The 15,053-nt window shown below is 58.1% G+C and carries 9 protein-coding genes; 1 reads left to right on the forward strand and 8 read right to left on the reverse strand.

Annotated features, from left to right (window positions below; all coding sequences use genetic code 11):
- Nucleotides 1–115: 115 nt before the first annotated feature.
- Genes fusA through rpsL form a run of 3 tightly spaced genes read right to left on the reverse strand, consistent with a single transcriptional unit; the run spans nt 116 to nt 3,109 of the window.
- Complete coding sequence (fusA, locus tag GOW04_RS20575) at nt 116–2,233, reverse strand: elongation factor G (RefSeq protein WP_152459172.1); 2,118 nt, start codon at nt 2,231–2,233, stop codon at nt 116–118.
- 18 nt (nt 2,234–2,251) lie between these two features.
- Complete coding sequence (rpsG, locus tag GOW04_RS20580; RefSeq protein ID WP_010441203.1) at nt 2,252–2,722, reverse strand: 30S ribosomal protein S7; 471 nt, start codon at nt 2,720–2,722, stop codon at nt 2,252–2,254.
- Nucleotides 2,723–2,737: 15 nt separating this feature from the next.
- Nucleotides 2,738–3,109: a 30S ribosomal protein S12 gene (gene rpsL / locus GOW04_RS20585; RefSeq protein ID WP_005621086.1), complete on the reverse strand. Its 372-nt coding sequence runs from the start codon at nt 3,107–3,109 to the stop codon at nt 2,738–2,740.
- A 390-nt stretch (nt 3,110–3,499) separates the two neighbouring features.
- On the opposite strand from rpsL, the gene GOW04_RS20590 reads away from it, so the two are divergent.
- A complete protein-coding gene (locus GOW04_RS20590) occupies nt 3,500–4,306 on the forward strand; it encodes a putative rhamnosyl transferase (RefSeq protein WP_171233854.1) in 807 nt (268 codons plus the stop codon).
- Here the strand turns inward: GOW04_RS20590 and GOW04_RS20595 are convergent.
- The 5 genes from GOW04_RS20595 to rplL all read right to left on the reverse strand — a co-directional run bounded on the left by GOW04_RS20595 (nt 4,291) and on the right by rplL (nt 14,980).
- Entirely contained in the window at nt 4,291–5,160 is an 870-nt protein-coding gene (locus GOW04_RS20595) for a DMT family transporter (RefSeq protein ID WP_152459174.1), read from the reverse strand. The two genes, GOW04_RS20590 and GOW04_RS20595, sit on opposite strands and share 16 nt — an antisense overlap.
- An 89-nt stretch (nt 5,161–5,249) precedes the next feature.
- Nucleotides 5,250–5,732, reverse strand: coding sequence for a hypothetical protein (locus GOW04_RS20600; RefSeq protein WP_171172539.1), 483 nt, complete (start codon nt 5,730–5,732; stop codon nt 5,250–5,252).
- 191 nt (nt 5,733–5,923) lie between these two features.
- On the reverse strand, nt 5,924–10,165 hold the full coding sequence (gene rpoC / locus GOW04_RS20605; protein ID WP_171233855.1) for a DNA-directed RNA polymerase subunit beta': 4,242 nt from the start codon (nt 10,163–10,165) through the stop codon (nt 5,924–5,926).
- 50 nt (nt 10,166–10,215) lie between these two features.
- The gene (gene rpoB, locus GOW04_RS20610) at nt 10,216–14,352 is read right to left on the reverse strand and encodes a DNA-directed RNA polymerase subunit beta (RefSeq protein ID WP_171233856.1); all 4,137 of its coding nucleotides are present in this window, start codon (nt 14,350–14,352) and stop codon (nt 10,216–10,218) included.
- A 250-nt stretch (nt 14,353–14,602) separates the two neighbouring features.
- The gene (rplL, locus tag GOW04_RS20615) at nt 14,603–14,980 is read right to left on the reverse strand and encodes a 50S ribosomal protein L7/L12 (RefSeq protein ID WP_152459178.1); all 378 of its coding nucleotides are present in this window, start codon (nt 14,978–14,980) and stop codon (nt 14,603–14,605) included.
- Nucleotides 14,981–15,053 lie beyond the last annotated feature (73 nt).

Raw genomic sequence — 15,053 nt, forward strand, 5'->3', positions numbered from 1 at the left:
CAATCGTGCCGATGTTGACGTGCGGTTTTGTACGCTCAAACTTTTCCTTTGCCATGATGGCCTCCTTTTTCGGTAATGAAGGGAGCGTGATACCCACGCTCCCTCAAATCTTCGCTTATGCGTATTTCGCCTGGATCTCGTCCGAGATGTTCTGCGGAACCGGATCGTAGTGGTCGAACTGCATGGTGAACTGGGCACGGCCCGACGACATCGAACGCAGGGTGTTGATGTAGCCGAACATGTTCGCCAGCGGAACGAACGCGTCGATCGCAATTGCGTTGCCGCGCGGTTCCTGACCAGACACCTGGCCACGACGCGAGGTCAGGTCACCGATGATACCGCCGGTGTATTCTTCCGGGGTGATCACTTCGACCTTCATGATCGGTTCCAGCAGCTTCGCGCCAGCTTTGCGCATGCCTTCACGCATACACATACGGGCTGCGATTTCGAACGCCAGAACGCTCGAGTCAACGTCGTGGAACTTACCGTCCAGCAGGGCAACCTTGAAGTCGATCACGGGGAAGCCAGCCAGAGGGCCGCTGTCCATGACAGACTGGATGCCTTTTTCGACACCCGGGATGTATTCCTTCGGAACAGCACCACCAACGATGCGGCTTTCGAACGAATAACCTTCGCCCGGCTCGGTCGGAGTGATCTCAAGCTTGACCTCGGCGAACTGACCCGAACCACCCGACTGTTTCTTGTGGGTGTAGGTGTGCTCGACCGGCATCGAGATGGTTTCACGATAGGCCACCTGCGGCGCGCCGATGTTGGCCTCGACCTTGAACTCGCGCTTGAGGCGGTCAACCAGGATGTCCAGGTGAAGTTCGCCCATACCCTTCATGATGGTCTGACCCGATTCCAGATCGGTTTCCACACGGAAGGACGGGTCTTCGGCCGCCAGACGCGCCAGACCCTGAGACATTTTCTCCTGGTCGCCCTTGGTTTTGGGCTCGACCGCGATCTCGATCACCGGATCGGGGAAGGTCATGGTTTCCAGAACCACCGGATCCTTCGCGTCACACAGGGTGTCACCGGTGGTGGTGTCTTTCAGACCCGCCAGCGCGATGATGTCGCCTGCAAACGCTTCTTCGATCTCTTCCCGGTTGTTCGAGTGCATCATCATCATACGACCGATGCGCTCTTTCTTGCCTTTGGTCGAGTTCAGGATCGAGTCACCCTTGTTCAGCACGCCCGAATAAATCCGGGTGAAGGTCAGCGAACCGACGAAGGGGTCGTTCATGATTTTGAACGCCAGACCCGAGAACGCCATGTTGTCGTCAGCACGACGGGCGATGTCCCGAACTTCGTCCTCGTCACCGGGTTTGAAGCCCATGTAATCGACAACGTCCAGCGGGCTGGGCAGATAGTCGATCACAGCGTTGAGCAGCGGCTGAACGCCTTTGTTCTTGAACGCAGAACCACCCAGTACCGGAACGAACGCGATTTCCAGCGTGCCCTTGCGCAGCAGTTTACGCAGGGTCGGAACGTCGGGCTCATTGCCTTCCAGGTATTCCATCATCGCGTCGTCGTCCATTTCGACGGCCGCTTCGATCATCTTGCCGCGCCATTCTTCAGCCATGTCTTTCAGGCTGTCGCGGATCGGAGCTTTGATCCAGCTTGCGCCCAGGTCTTCACCCTGCCACAGCCATTCTTCCATGGTGACCAGGTCGATCAGACCTTCCAACTCGGATTCGGCGCCGATCGGGATACCAACCGGAACAGCACGTGCGCCGGTGCGGTCTTCGATCATGCGAACGCAGTTGAAGAAATCTGCGCCGATCTTGTCCATCTTGTTGACGAAAACCATACGCGGAACCTTGTAGCGGTCAGCCTGACGCCACACGGTTTCGGTCTGGGGCTCAACACCGGCGTTTGCGTCCAGAACGCAGACGGCACCGTCGAGAACCGCCAGCGAGCGTTCGACTTCGATGGTGAAGTCAACGTGGCCGGGGGTGTCGATGATGTTCAGGCGGTGCTTGGGGGTATCGGCGGTTTTACCGTCCTCGGTGCGTTCCCAGAACGTGGTGGTCGCAGCCGAAGTGATGGTGATGCCGCGTTCCTGCTCCTGCTCCATCCAGTCCATGGTGGCGGCACCATCGTGCACCTCACCGATGTTGTGGGATTTGCCAGTATAATACAGGATGCGTTCCGAGCAGGTCGTCTTGCCTGCATCGATGTGCGCCATGATACCGAAGTTACGGTATAGTTCGAGCGGATATTCGCGTGCCATTTGGATAAGCCTCTAGAATTACCAGCGGTAATGGCTGAAGGCTTTGTTCGCCTCGGCCATCTTGTGGGTGTCTTCGCGCTTCTTAACGGCAGTACCGCGGGACTGTACGGCGTCCAGCAGTTCGCCGGCGAGGCGTTCTTCCATGGTGTTTTCGTTGCGGCCGCGCGCAGCGGTGATCAGCCAGCGGATGGCCAGTGCTTCGCGGCGCTCGGGGCGCACTTCGACCGGAACCTGGTAGGTTGCACCACCAACCCGGCGCGAGCGAACCTCGACCGAAGGTTTGATGTTGTCGAGCGCTTCGTGGAACACTTCGACCGGAGCGCGCTTTACCTTGTTCTCAACGCGGTCAAATGCGTTGTAGACGATGCGCTCTGCGACCGACTTCTTGCCGTCGATCATCAGGTTGTTCATGAATTTGGTCAGTACCTTGTCGCCGAATTTGGCGTCAGGCAGGACTTCGCGTTTTTCGGCGGCGTGACGACGTGACATATCAGCCTCTCCTTCTTACTTGGGACGCTTCGCGCCGTATTTCGAACGACGTTGCTTACGGTCTTTGACGCCCTGAGTATCCAGAACACCGCGCAGGATGTGGTAACGCACACCGGGAAGGTCTTTCACACGGCCGCCACGGATCAGAACAACCGAGTGTTCCTGCAGGTTGTGGCTTTCACCGGGGATGTACGAGATGACCTCGAACCCGTTGGTCAGGCGCACCTTGGCAACCTTACGCATCGCCGAGTTCGGCTTTTTAGGCGTTGTGGTATAGACACGTGTGCAGACACCGCGCTTCTGCGGGCACTGCTCCAGGTGCATGGACTTCGAGCGTTTGACTTTGGGCTGCCGCGGCTTGCGGATCAGCTGTTGAATAGTTGGCATTCCGGTTCTTTCCCCGTTTTGCAACACACATGACATGCACGCGCGTTGCGTGCGGCTAAATTCGCTGCACTTATGCGTCCACAAGCGCAAAACCCACGAGCGTTCCCATTCCGAGGTGAACGTCGCGGTTGATTCTCAGAGGGCGCGAACTGCAAAATTGTCCGGGCCTTGACCAGTTCATTACTGGAATCGGCTACGGGGCGGCCCCCGGTACCGAGATGACGCGCGTATAGGGGGAGTCGTCCCAAGTGTCAACAGCCCTATCCCGGCGCCCAGGCGCGCGCGTTGAATGCAGCCTGTAGGATTGCCATTCCTGCGCGCCGCTGTCCCGGTTGCGGCTGAACCGCGACAAGGGCATAGTCGGGTCGAATATCTGCTGATGGATTACAGATGCAAGTGATTGGTCTTTGCCGGTTTTCCTATCCCGCAATTGGCGGCTTTCAGACAACGCACGAAAGTGTCGAAGAAAGACGGCAATTCCTGTACCAGCACGACAGGTTGGAAGAACGGTTTCGCCTGTTCGAGACGGTCGCCCTGCCCGGTTTCAAAAAACAGTCCGACGAAGATTTCCAGTTGGTGATCGTGGTCGGCGACTGCCTGCCCAAGCCGGCATTTGACCGCCTCAACGATCTGACCGGTGGGCTGAAACAGGTGCGCATTGTCGCGAAACCTCCGGGGCGGCACAGAAAAATCATGCAGGATGTCCTGAATTCGGCGCGGAACGATCCCGATCAACCCTGCCTTCAGTTTCGCCATGACGATGATGATGCAGTGGCCGTGGATTTTGTCGAGCGGTTCCGGGGCTGTGTCAGGGAATGCGTTGGCTTGTTCGAAAGGCACGCGATGGTCGCCGTTGACTTCAACTGCGGTTATCTGGCCCGCGCCAATTCCGAGGGGATACAGGCCACGCGCGTGCATCGCCCGTTGATCACTGCCGGTCTGGGAATGTACGTGCGGGGCGGGCAGCGGAAATCGATCATGAATTTTGCCCATAACAGGATCAACCGCGCGATGCCCGTTGTGACCCGACCCGATAGTCCGATGTGGGTACGGGGATTGAACCGGTTCAATGACTCACCGCGAACCAGAAACATGGATGTCGCGCTCGACCCTCTTACCCGGCAGCAGGAGCTCGAGTTTCAAACCCGTTTCGCCATTGATCCGAACGTGGTCAGACGGCGTCACGCCAAGCCCTGACGCGCACGTGCCCGGAACAAGGTGAACAGACCGGCACCCACGATCAGGACAGCACCCAGCATCGTCAGGCTGTCAGGCCATTCGTCAAACACGACCCAACCCAACCCGAGCGCCCAGATCAGGCTGGAATATCTGAACGGCGCAACGAATCCGACATCTCCCTGACGCATGACCATGACGCTGAACAAATAGCCAAGCAGCACAAACACGGCCGCCGCCGCGACCAGGGAACCCGCCGTTGCCGAGACCGCAACCCATCCTTCGAAAACCGAAGCTATTGCCGCAGCCCCCGCTATGGAAACCGAGGTGGCAAGGGTAACCAGCATTGACGGCACGTCGGCTGACATGCGTCGCGTGATGAGGTCCCGAACTGTAATCGAAACCACTGCAACCAGCGCATAGATGGAATACACGCTGAACCCCTCTGGCCCGGGTCTTACGATCAGCAGCATTCCGACGAAACCCACGGCGATTGCCAAAGCGCGTCGCCAACCAACCTGTTCGGAAAAAACCAGAGCAGCACCCAATGTTACCGTAAGAGGCAATGCCTGAAGAATGGCCGTAACATTGGCAAGCGGCATGTTCTTCAGCGCCGTCAGGAAAAAGAATGTCGCCGCAAGCTCTGCAAGGCAGCGCAGTGCAACCAGCCACTTGTCATGGCGCGAAAAATTCAGATGCAACGTGCCCAGTGACCGGGCAAGCACATAGATCAGAAATACCGCCAGAAACCCGCGCATGGCCACCAACTGAAACAATGGCAGATCCTGCAAGGCAACCTTCACCAGCGTATCGTTCAGGGTAAAGGCAGCCATGCTGCCCATCATCAGCAAAGCGCCTTTGGTGTTTGGAGTCATGCTGCTTCGGGCTCCGGGGCTATTGATCGCCCCGCATTGGCCGCCGAGACGGGCTGGATGTCAACAACGCACAAGGGGTGCAGAGATCATCAACCGAATGGAAGGATGGTCCCGAACAGGTTCAGGCTGGAAGGCTCTGTCGTGTCTTTTACAAACTCTACCCAGTCTTCCCCGTATACAAGTTCGAAAAACACAGGATATTTCCACACGAAATTATGAAAGGAAAAGGTCGTCACCAACGCACCAACCGTGAGCGCCCCGGCGAACTCTCGCAGTTTACCTTTCAGAAACAGCATAACCATGATGCAGGCCCCGCCTGCAAGGCCGAGGCTTACGAAATCCTGCGTTCCCACCTTTCCGGGCACCGGAATGCCAACCGATTGGTATTGAATCAGGCGGGACAGGAAGACCGCAAAAACACCCAGTAAAAAAGCCCCCATAAACGCAGCGGGATACCCCAGACGTTGCCAGATACTCTCGGTTCGAGGCATAGGCGACTTGTGTGTGTTTTCTGCCGAACGCTTTTTGATCCGCGCCACACGGTCCTCGAAAGAGTTGCTTTTGGTGTCCATTGTTCAGCTCAAAATAATCCGAAAACACAGAATATCGCTAAACCACCGATTGCAGGACCACAAGCCTGATGCAATCGCGTCAAAGGCTGTGCTCTGTCACGACGGTTCACAATTGCGTACCAGGAGAGGCGACGAAAAAAGGCCCCACGAAATCGCAGGGCCTTTTTCTACTTGATTCTGAATGACGCGGTTTATTCGCGGCTTTCCGGTGTTTCGACCAGAACGTCCAGCTCATCCCCGACCATATCATCATCCATGATCGGTGCGGCCAGGGCGGCGGCGGCCTCGGCCTCTTCCCGGCGGGCTTCGATGACCACGTTGTCACGCGACTGCGCGATGTGGCGGACGGCCTGCGTTGCCCCACCGGTACCGGCGGGGATCAGACGACCAACGATGACGTTCTCTTTCAGGCCGACCAGTTTGTCCTTCTTGCCCTGAACCGAAGCTTCGGTCAGCACGCGGGTGGTCTCCTGGAACGACGCCGCCGAGATGAACGAGCGCGTCTGCAACGAGGCCTTGGTGATCCCCAACAGGATCGGCTCACCCTGAGCAGGGCGACCACCGCGGGCGATGGTCTTCTCGTTGGCCGCGTCGAACTCCTGCTTGTCGACATGTTCGCCCTTCAGCAGGGTGGTGTCGCCCGAATCCAAGATCTCCCACTTCTGCAGCATCTGGCGCACGATGACCTCGATGTGCTTGTCGTTGATCTTCACGCCCTGCAGACGATACACGTCTTGCACCTCGTCGATCATGTAATCGGCCAGCGCTTCGACACCCATGATGGACAGGATGTCATGCGGCGCAGGGTTACCGTCCATCAGGTATTCACCCTTCTGGATGAAGTCCCCTTCGGCGACCGGGATGTGCTTGCCCTTGGGCACCATGTACTCGATAGTCTCCATGGACTCGTCCGCCGGTTCGATGCTGATGCGGCGCTTGTTCTTGTAGTCGCGGCCAAAGCGCACGTAACCATCGGCCTCGGCGATGATCGCGTGATCCTTGGGACGGCGCGCTTCGAACAGTTCGGCCACACGCGGCAGACCACCGGTGATGTCCTTGGTCTTGGCACCTTCGCGCGGGATACGCGCGACGACGTCACCGGCTTCGACCTTCTGACCGTCTTCGACCGACAGGATCGCATCCACCGACATCGGATAGTGAACCGGGTTGCCCGCATCGTTGCGGACCGGTTCGCCATCTTCGCCAACCAGAATGATCTCGGGCTTGAGGTCGCTGCCTTTGGGGGCGGCGCGCCAGTCGATCACGATCTTCTGGGTCATGCCGGTTGCTTCGTCGGTCTCGTCGCGGACAGCGAGGCCCGAAACCAGATCGACATATTTCGCAGTACCGGCTTTCTCGGCGATGATCGGCAAGGTGTACGGGTCCCACTCGAACAGCTTGTCGCCACGGGCCACCTTGGTGCCGTCCTTGACGAACAGCTTGGAGCCGTAGCCCAGCTTGTGGCTGGCACGCTCTTCGCCGTGTTCGTCCTTGATCACCAGCTTCATGTTCCGGCCCATGACCAGGCTTTCGCCGGCTGCGTTGACCAGGATCTGCGGGTTCTCGAAGGAAACGATACCTTCCTGGCTGGCTTCCTGGAACGACTGCTGACCACCTTGCGCAACACCACCGATGTGGAAGGTCCGCATGGTCAGCTGTGTACCGGGTTCACCGATCGACTGAGCCGCGATGATGCCGACAGCTTCACCTGTGTTCACCATCGTACCGCGTGCAAGGTCACGACCATAGCAGGTCGCACAAACGCCTTCCTCGGACTCACAGGTCAGAGGCGAGCGGATGCGCATCGACTGAACGCCGGCTTCGTCGATGGTGTCGGCCATACGTTCGTCGATCAGCTGACCGGCTGCGACGATCACCTCATCGGTGCCCGGACGCAGAACATCGTCAGCGGCCACACGGCCCAGCACGCGTTCGGCCAGCGAGGCGACAACCTCACCGTCGTTCACGGCTGCTTCGGCTGTGATCGCACGCTCGGTGCCGCAGTCGATCTCACGAACGATACAGTCTTGCGCCACGTCCACCAGACGACGGGTCAGGTAACCCGAGTTCGCAGTCTTCAGAGCGGTATCCGACAGACCCTTACGGGCACCGTGGGTCGAGTTGAAGTACTCGAGAACGGTCAGACCTTCTTTAAAGTTCGAGATGATCGGCGTCTCGATGATGTCACCGTTCGGTTTGGCCATCAGGCCCCGCATACCGCCCAGCTGTTTCATCTGAGTGACCGAGCCACGCGCACCCGAGTGGGCCATCATGTAGACCGAGTTCGGCTCCATGTCCGACCCGTCTTCGGCCTTGGCAACGTCCGAGATCGTGCTCATCATCGCCTCGGTCACGCGGTCGTTACACTTCGACCAAGCATCGACAACCTTGTTGTACTTTTCGCCCTGAGTGATCAGGCCGTCCATGTACTGCTGCTCAAAGTCTTTCACCTGGCTGCGGGTGTCATCGACGATGCTCCACTTGTCCGTCGGAATGACCATGTCATCCTTGCCGAACGAGATGCCCGCCTTGAACGCTTCCTTGAAGCCCATCGACATGATCTGGTCACAGAAGATCACCGACTCTTTCTGACCGCAGTAACGGTAGACGGTGTCGATCACCTGCTGCACTTCTTTCTTCCGCAGCAGACGGTTGACCAGATCGAACGGCGCCTTGTTGTTCATCGGCAGCAACGCACCCAGACGCAGACGGCCCGGGGTGGTTTCATAGCGCTTCTGAACTTCGTTGCCTTCCTCGTCGATCTGCGTGATCCGGGCCGTGATTTTCGAGTGCAGATGCACCTCGCCCGAATCCAGCGCGTGCTGAACTTCTTCGATCGATCCAAAGACCTTGCCTTCGCCCGGCATGCCTTCGCGTTCCAGGGTCACATAGTACAGACCCAGGATCATATCCTGCGACGGAACGATGATCGGCGCACCGTTTGCAGGCGACAGAACGTTGTTCGTCGACATCATCAGAACACGGGCTTCCAACTGCGCCTCAAGGCTCAGCGGGACGTGCACAGCCATCTGGTCACCGTCGAAGTCGGCGTTAAAGGCCGAACAGACCAGCGGGTGCAGCTGGATGGCTTTACCTTCGATCAGGACCGGCTCGAACGCTTGAATGCCCAAACGGTGCAGCGTCGGCGCACGGTTCAGCATGACAGGGTGTTCGCGGATCACCTCGTCGAGGATATCCCACACTTCGGGACGCTCTTTCTCGACCAGTTTCTTCGCCTGCTTCACGGTCGAAGACAGACCCTTGGCTTCAAGGCGCGAGTAGATGAACGGCTTGAACAGTTCCAGCGCCATCTTCTTGGGCAGACCACACTGGTGCAGCTTGAGTTCCGGACCGGTCACGATGACCGAACGGCCCGAGAAGTCGACGCGCTTACCCAAAAGGTTCTGACGGAAGCGACCCTGCTTACCTTTCAGCATGTCCGACAGCGATTTCAGCGGACGCTTGTTGGCACCGGTAATCACGCGGCCACGACGGCCGTTGTCAAACAGAGCGTCAACGGATTCCTGCAGCATCCGCTTTTCGTTGCGGACGATGATGTCAGGTGCACGCAGTTCGATCAGACGCTTCAGACGGTTGTTCCGGTTGATGACGCGGCGATACAGATCGTTCAGATCCGAAGTCGCGAACCGGCCACCGTCCAGCGGAACCAGCGGACGCAGTTCCGGCGGAATGACCGGGATTACGGTCATCACCATCCACTCGGGCCGGTTGCCCGACTCGAGGAAGCTTTCGACAACCTTCAGACGCTTGATGATCTTCTTGGGCTTCAGTTCGCCGGTTGCTTCGGCCAAATCAGCGCGCAGCTGCTCGGCTTCGGCTTCCAAATCGATCTGCGCCAGCATCTCACGAATGGCTTCAGCACCGATATTCGCTGTGAACGCATCCATGCCATAGGCATCCTGCGCATCCATGTACTCTTCTTCGGTCAACATCTGGCCGTAGGTCAGGTCGGTCAGACCGGGCTCGATGACGACATAGTTTTCAAAGTACAGAACGCGTTCCAGATCGCGCAACGTCATGTCCAGCATCAGACCGATGCGGGACGGCAGCGATTTCAGGAACCAGATATGTGCGACGGGCGCGGCCAGTTCGATGTGGCCCATACGCTCGCGGCGGACTTTCTGCAGGGTGACTTCCACACCGCATTTCTCGCAGACAACGCCGCGATACTTCATCCGCTTATATTTGCCGCACAGACATTCGTAATCTTTGATCGGGCCAAAGATACGCGCGCAGAACAGACCGTCACGTTCGGGCTTGAACGTCCGGTAGTTGATGGTTTCGGGTTTCTTGATCTCACCATAGGACCAAGACAGGATCCGCTCGGGCGACGCCAGCGAGACTTTGATCTCGTCAAAGACCTTAGGCGGCGTCAGCGGGTTGAACGGGTTGTTGGTGATTTCCTGGTTCATTTGTTACCTCAAATCTTGCGGAAGGGGGGACGGGAGAAAGGGCAGCGCCCTTACTCCTCAACCTCCGCATCCAGGAGTTCCATATTCAGGCCGAGGCCGCGGACTTCTTTCACCAGAACGTTGAACGATTCCGGTACGCCCGCTTCAAAGTTATCCTCGCCCTTGACGATCGACTCATAGACCTTGGTCCGGCCGGCGACGTCATCCGATTTCACGGTGAGCATCTCCTGCAGGGTGTAGGCGGCGCCGTAAGCTTCCAGAGCCCAGACTTCCATCTCACCAAAGCGCTGACCACCGAACTGCGCCTTACCACCCAGCGGCTGCTGGGTCACCAGGCTGTACGGCCCGGTCGAACGCGCGTGGATTTTGTCGTCCACCAGGTGATGCAGTTTCAGCAGGTACTTGATGCCCACGGTCACCGGACGCGCGAATTGCTCACCGGTACGACCGTCGAACAGGATCGACTGACCGCTTTCCGAGAAGCCCGCACGCACCAGCGCGTCGTTGACGTCTGCCTCTTTGGCACCGTCAAAGACCGGGGTAGCAATCGGAACACCGCGGGTGACGTTGCTGGCCGCTTCGATCAGCTGGTCCTCGTCCATGCCGCTGATGCCCTCTTCATAGACATCCTCGCCATAGGCGTGTTTCATCGCGTCGCGTACCGGCGTCAGATCGCCTGAACGGCGGTATTCCTGCAGCGCCTCATCGATGTTCAGACCCAGACCGCGTGCGGCCCAACCCATATGGGTTTCAAGGATCTGACCGACGTTCATACGCGACGGCACACCCAGCGGGTTCAGACAGAAGTCAACCGGTGTACCATCGGCCAGGAACGGCATGTCTTCCATCGGAACAACCTTGGAAATCACACCTTTGTTCCCGTGACGACCGGCCATCTTGTCGCCCGGCTGCAACTTGCGCTTCACGGCGATGAAGACTTTGACCATCTTCATCACACCCGGCGGCAGATCGTCGCCACGACGGACTTTCTCGACCTTGTCCTCGAAACGGGCGTCCAGAGCGCGCTTTTGCACTTCGTACTGCTCGTTCAGAGCCTCAACGATTTGTGCGTCCTGCTCGTCTTCCAGCGCCAGCTGCCACCACTGACCACGGGTCAGGGTTTCCAGCAGTTCCTCGGTGATCACCGACCCTGCCTTGACGCCTTTCGGGCCTTTGACAGCGGTTTTACCCAGGATCAAGCCTTGCAGACGCGCATAGATGTTGCGGTCCAGGATCGCCAGCTCATCGTCCCGGTCACGGGCCAGACGTTCGACTTCCTCACGCTCGATCTGCAGCGCACGCTCATCTTTCTCGACGCCGTGACGGTTGAAGACGCGGACTTCCACGACCGTACCGTAATCGCCCGGCTTCACGCGCAGCGAGGTGTCGCGCACGTCAGATGCTTTTTCACCGAAGATGGCGCGCAGCAGCTTTTCTTCCGGGGTCATCGGGCTTTCGCCCTTCGGAGTGATCTTGCCGACCAGGATATCGCCCGGCTCGACGTCCGCACCGATGTAAACGATGCCCGCCTCGTCGAGGTTGCGCAGCGCTTCTTCACCGACATTCGGGATGTCGCGGGTGATCTCTTCCGGGCCCAGCTTGGTGTCACGGGCGGCGACTTCGAATTCCTCGATATGGACCGAGGTAAATACGTCATCGCGCGCGATACGTTCGCTGATCAGGATCGAGTCTTCGTAGTTGTAACCGTTCCACGGCATGAACGCGACGACCACGTTCTTACCCAAAGCCAGTTCACCCATATCGGTCGACGGACCGTCGGCAATGACTTCGCCCTTCTGGACGGTGTCACCCACCTTGATCAGCGGACGCTGGTTGATGCAGGTATTCTGGTTCGAACGCTGGAATTTGCGCAGACGATAGATGTCAACGCCAGCATCGCCCAGTTCCAAATCCTCGGTGGCGCGGATCACGATACGCTGGGCATCGACCTGGTCGATGATACCGGCGCGTTTCGCCTGGATCGCAGCACCTGAGTCGATCGCTACCTTTTCCTCGATGCCGGTACCGACCAGCGGCGCTTCGGCGCGCAGCAGCGGAACCGCCTGACGTTGCATGTTCGAGCCCATCAGCGCGCGGTTGGCGTCGTCGTTTTCAAGGAACGGGATCAGCGATGCAGCGACCGAGACCAGCTGTTTCGGCGACACGTCGATCAGGTCCACATTCTCGCGCGGGGCAAGCGTGTAGTCACCAGCCTGACGGGTCGAAACCAGATCGTTGATGAACTTGCCATCCGTATCCAACGTCGCGTTGGCCTGTGCCACGGTGTGACGCATTTCTTCGGTCGCGGACATGTAGTGGACCTCGTCGGTCACCTGCCCGTCTTTTACGACGCGATAAGGGGTTTCGATGAAGCCGTACTTGTTCACGCGGGCAAAGGTGGCCAGCGAGTTGATCAGACCGATGTTCGGACCTTCGGGCGTTTCGATCGGGCACATCCGGCCATAGTGGGTCGGGTGCACGTCGCGCACCTCAAAGCCCGCACGTTCACGAGTCAGACCACCGGGGCCAAGCGCCGAAAGACGGCGTTTGTGGGTAACCTCGGACAGCGGGTTGGTTTGGTCCATGAACTGCGACAGCTGCGAGCTGCCGAAGAATTCACGAACAGCGGCCGCCGCCGGTTTCGCGTTGATCAGGTCCTGAGGCATGACGGTGTCGATTTCAACCGACGACATACGCTCTTTGATCGCGCGCTCCATGCGCAGCAGACCGACGCGGTACTGGTTTTCCATCAGTTCGCCGACCGAACGCACACGACGGTTGCCGAGGTGGTCGATATCGTCCACATCGCCTTTGCCGTCACGCAGTTCCACCAGCGCCTTGATACAGGCCACGATGTCTTCGCGGCGCAGAGTGCGCAGGGTGTCTGGCGCATCCAGAGCCAGGCGCATGTTCATCTTCACGCGGCCAACAGCGGACAGGTCATACCGCTCGCTGTCGAAGAACAACGTGTCAAACAGAGCCGACGCAGCCTCGACGGTGGGCGGCTCACCCGGACGCATGACGCGGTAGATGTCCATCAGCGCGCTTTCACGGTTCAGGTTCTTGTCCTGAGCCATGGTGTTGCGCATGTATGGGCCGACATTGACGTTGTCGATGTCCAGAACCGGGATGTCGGTGATACCCGCATCGATCAGCTCTTTCACGGTGCCGCCAATCAGGTCGCCGTCTTTGTCATATTCCAGGGTCAGTTCATCACCGGCTTCGACATAGATCGCGCCGTTTTCTTCGTTGATGATGTCCTTTGCGACAAATTTGCCGACGATGTGATCAAAAGGAACCAGCAGATCGGTGACGGTTCCTTCGTCGATCAGCTTCTTGACCGCGCGCGGGGTAACTTTCTTGCCCGCTTCGGCAATCACTTCACCGGACTTGGCGTCAACCAGATCATAGGTCGGGCGGGTGCCGCGCACGCGCTCGGGGAAGAACGGTGTGACCCAACCCTTGTTCTTGTCCAGCTTGTAGGACACGGTATTGTAATACGCGTCCATGATAGCTTCCTGATCCAGACCCAGCGCATAGAGCAGGGTTGTCACCGGCAGTTTGCGGCGACGGTCGATCCGGGCGAACACGATGTCCTTGGCGTCAAACTCGAAGTCCAGCCAGCTGCCGCGATACGGGATGATGCGGCAGGCAAACAGCAGCTTGCCCGAGGAATGAGTCTTGCCTTTGTCGTGGTCAAAGAACACGCCGGGCGAACGGTGCATCTGGGATACGATCACACGCTCGGTCCCGTTCACGACAAAGGTGCCGTTCGGTGTCATCAAAGGCATATCGCCCATGAAGACATCCTGTTCCTTGATGTCCTTTACCGATTTTGCGCCGGTGTCCTCATCGACATCAAAAACGATCAAACGCAGTGTTACCTTCAGCGGCGCGCTGTAGGTCATGTCGCGTTGCATACATTCTTCAACGTCGTATTTGGGTTTTTCCAGATCGTATTTCACGAATTCCAGAACGGAGGTTTCGTTGAAATCCTTGATCGGGAAAACCGATTGGAACACGCCCTTGATGCCTTCGCCGTCGGTGGGCTGCTCTGCATCGCCGGAGCGCAGGAAAAGATCATAAGAAGATTTCTGGACCTCAATAAGGTTCGGCATCTCCAGCACTTCGCGGATTTTGCCGTAATATTTACGAAGACGTTTCTGGCCAAGGAACGTTTGAGCCATGTCAGATGTCACCTTTCGATGTTCTCAGCGGGCAAAGACACCGTCGGGCCCCGGCATCTTGCGCAATCGAGACAACACGTCCGGATCAATTCATGGCCACCGTCCCGAAGGCGGCCTCCCGATCCGAAAACCGTGTCTTAGAAAACGCCTCGCGTCTTGAGGCCCTTTCTAAGACAGGTTCGGCTGGACCCGGATTCCTCCGGACCCAGCCAAATTTTTCGGCACATCAGCGATGCACCTGAGACCAAGCTTAGGCCAGTTCGACTTCGGCGCCAGCTGCTTCCAGCTTGGCTTTGACGTCTTCTGCTTCTGCTTTGTCCACGCCTTCTTTGATCTTGCCGCCGGCTTCGACCAGTTCCTTGGCTTCTTTCAGGCCCAGGCCGGTGATGCCGCGAACTTCTTTGATGACGTTGATTTTCGATGCGCCGGCGTTCTTCAGAACGACGTCGAATTCGGTTTTTTCTTCCTCAGCCGCGCCGCCGGCGTCGCCAGCTGCACCTGCGACCATTACGGCGCCGCCAGCTGCGGGCTCGATGCCGTATTCGTCTTTGAGGATGGTTTTCAGTTCTTGTGCTTCCAGCAGGGTCAGACCCACGATGCTTTCTGCGAGTGCTTTCAGATCAGCCATTTTATCAGCTCTTTCCGTTTACAGTGTGTGTTCCAACGTCAGGGCACATGCCCCACGCAGATCATTCAGTGCC

This window comes from Ruegeria sp. HKCCA4812 (assembly GCF_013034245.1).
GTDB lineage: Bacteria > Pseudomonadota > Alphaproteobacteria > Rhodobacterales > Rhodobacteraceae > Ruegeria.

Excerpts from the sequence above, each read along its gene's own strand:
- fusA (WP_152459172.1), bottom strand. The coding sequence starts at position 2,233 with ATGGCACGCGAATATCCGCTCGAACTATACCGTAACTTCGGTATCATG.
- rpsG (WP_010441203.1), bottom strand. The coding sequence starts at position 2,722 with ATGTCACGTCGTCACGCCGCCGAAAAACGCGAAGTCCTGCCTGACGCC.
- rpsL (WP_005621086.1), bottom strand. The coding sequence starts at position 3,109 with ATGCCAACTATTCAACAGCTGATCCGCAAGCCGCGGCAGCCCAAAGTC.
- GOW04_RS20590 (WP_171233854.1), top strand. The coding sequence starts at position 3,500 with ATGCAAGTGATTGGTCTTTGCCGGTTTTCCTATCCCGCAATTGGCGGC.
- GOW04_RS20595 (WP_152459174.1), bottom strand. The coding sequence starts at position 5,160 with ATGACTCCAAACACCAAAGGCGCTTTGCTGATGATGGGCAGCATGGCT.
- GOW04_RS20600 (WP_171172539.1), bottom strand. The coding sequence starts at position 5,732 with ATGGACACCAAAAGCAACTCTTTCGAGGACCGTGTGGCGCGGATCAAA.
- rpoC (WP_171233855.1), bottom strand. The coding sequence starts at position 10,165 with ATGAACCAGGAAATCACCAACAACCCGTTCAACCCGCTGACGCCGCCT.
- rpoB (WP_171233856.1), bottom strand. The coding sequence starts at position 14,352 with ATGGCTCAAACGTTCCTTGGCCAGAAACGTCTTCGTAAATATTACGGC.
- rplL (WP_152459178.1), bottom strand. The coding sequence starts at position 14,980 with ATGGCTGATCTGAAAGCACTCGCAGAAAGCATCGTGGGTCTGACCCTG.